At 75.6% G+C, this 1,872-nt stretch carries 2 protein-coding genes; one reads left to right on the top strand and one right to left on the bottom strand.

All coding sequences use genetic code 11. The features are described 5' to 3' along the window. On the bottom strand, window positions 1-262 hold a 262-nt coding region (locus AB0I76_RS29005; protein ID WP_357042062.1), incomplete at its 3' end, for an aldehyde dehydrogenase family protein. Between the two features lie 98 nt (window positions 263-360). Between AB0I76_RS29005 and AB0I76_RS29010 the strand changes: the two genes are divergently transcribed. Next, a partial coding sequence (locus tag AB0I76_RS29010; RefSeq protein WP_357042065.1) for an NAD(P)/FAD-dependent oxidoreductase occupies window positions 361-1,872 on the top strand: 1,512 nt, incomplete at its 3' end.

A 1,872-nucleotide genomic window follows, 5' to 3' on the forward strand; every position in this document is an offset into this window, starting at 1 on the left:
GGATCGCCGGGGCGTACCGCTGCACGTGCACCTGTCCGAGCAGCCCGCCGAGAACGACGGCCGCCGCCCGTTCCGCCGGTGCGGTCGCCGCCCACTCCGCCACGACGCCGCGCGCCGCCTCCACCGCCTTGCCGACCTCGTCCGCCGTCGCCACCGGCACCGAGCTGACCGGGGAACCGTCCGCCGGGTCGTGGACGACCAGCTCGCCCCCCTCGCCGCCGGCCCCCCACACTCCACCAATGAGCTGTGCAACCGTGTACATGCGGCAGTGGATGCCCCGGTCCGCACAGGGCAAACGCGTTTCGCCCGGTTGGAGGCCGGGTAGGCGGATCGGATGATTCCGAGCGGTAGGGACAGGGGATGACTTCGACCGGCGCGGAGAGCGCGGATGCCGTCGTCGTCGGGGCCGGCCACAACGGTCTCGTCGCCGCCAACCTGCTGGCGGACGCGGGGTGGGACGTCGTGGTGCTGGAGGCCACCGCCGTCCCCGGCGGCGCGGTCCGTTCGGCCGAGGTGACCGCCCCCGGTTACCTCAGCGACCTGTACAGCTCCTTCTACCCCCTCGGCTACGCCTCGCCGGTGATGAACGGCCTCGGGCTGGACCGCTACGGCCTGCGCTGGCGGCACGCGCCGGACGTGCTGGCCCACCTGCTGCCCGACGGTCGGGCGGCGGTGCTCAACCGCGACCCGGAGACGACCGCGGCGTCGCTGGAGGCGTTCGCGCCGGGCGACGGCAAACGCTGGCTCAACGCGTACGACGACTGGCGCCAGGTAGCCGAGCCGATGCTGGGCGCCATCACCCGACCCTTCCCACCCGTGCGGGACGGTGTGGCCCTGCTGCGCCGGCTGCGGGTGTCCGGGGCGCTGCGGCTGGCCCGGCGGCTCGTCGTGCCGGTGCGCAAGCTCGGCGACGAACTCTTCGACGGGCCGGGCGGCCCGGCCCTGCTGGCCGGCTGCGCCCTGCACACGGACCTGTCCCCGGACGAGGCCGGCTCCGGCGTGTACGGCTGGTTGCTCGCGATGCTCGGCCAGCAGGTCGGCTGGCCGGTGCCGGACGGCGGGGCGCAGAAGATCACCGACGCGCTGGTGGCCCGGCTGACCGAACGCGGCGGCCGGATCCTCTACGGCGCCCGGGTCGACCGGGTGCTGACCGCCCGGGGTCGGGCGATGGGCGTACGCACCGTGGGCGGCGCGCTGTGGCGTGCCCGGCGTGCGGTGCTCGCGGACGTCCCGGCGCCGGCCCTCTACCTGGACCTGGTGGGCGCGGGCGCGCTGCCGCCCCGCCTGGTCGAGGACCTGGCCCACTTCCGGTGGGACGGCTCGACGCTGAAGGTCGACTGGGCCCTCTCCGCGCCGGTCCCGTGGACCAACCGGGCCGTGGCCCCGGCCGGCACCGTGCACCTCGGCTCCGACGTCGACGGCCTGACCACGTACGCCGCCGAACTGGCCCGCAACGAGGTGCCCCGCGACCCGTTCCTGCTGGTGGGGCAGATGACGGTGGCGGACCCGAGCCACTCGCCACCCGGCACCGAGTCCCTCTGGTCGTACACCCACCTGCCGTTCCGGCGGAACTGGCGGGCGGAGGAGATCGCCGCGCACGTCGAGCGGATGGAGCAGGTGATGGAGGAGGCCGCACCCGGCTTCCGCAGCCTGGTCGTGGGACGGCACGTCGCCGGGCCGGCCGACCTGGAGGCCGGCGACCCGAGCCTGGTCGGTGGGGCGCTGGGCGGTGGCACCGCCGCCGCGTACCAGCAGCTGTTCCTGCGGCCGATCCCCGGCCTGGGGCGCGCGGACACCCCGGTGGACCGGTTGTTCCTGGCCAGCGCCTCCGCGCATCCCGGTGGCGGGGTCCACGGCGCCCCCGGCGCGAAC

This window comes from Micromonospora sp. NPDC049799 (assembly GCF_040656655.1).
GTDB lineage: Bacteria > Actinomycetota > Actinomycetes > Mycobacteriales > Micromonosporaceae > Micromonospora.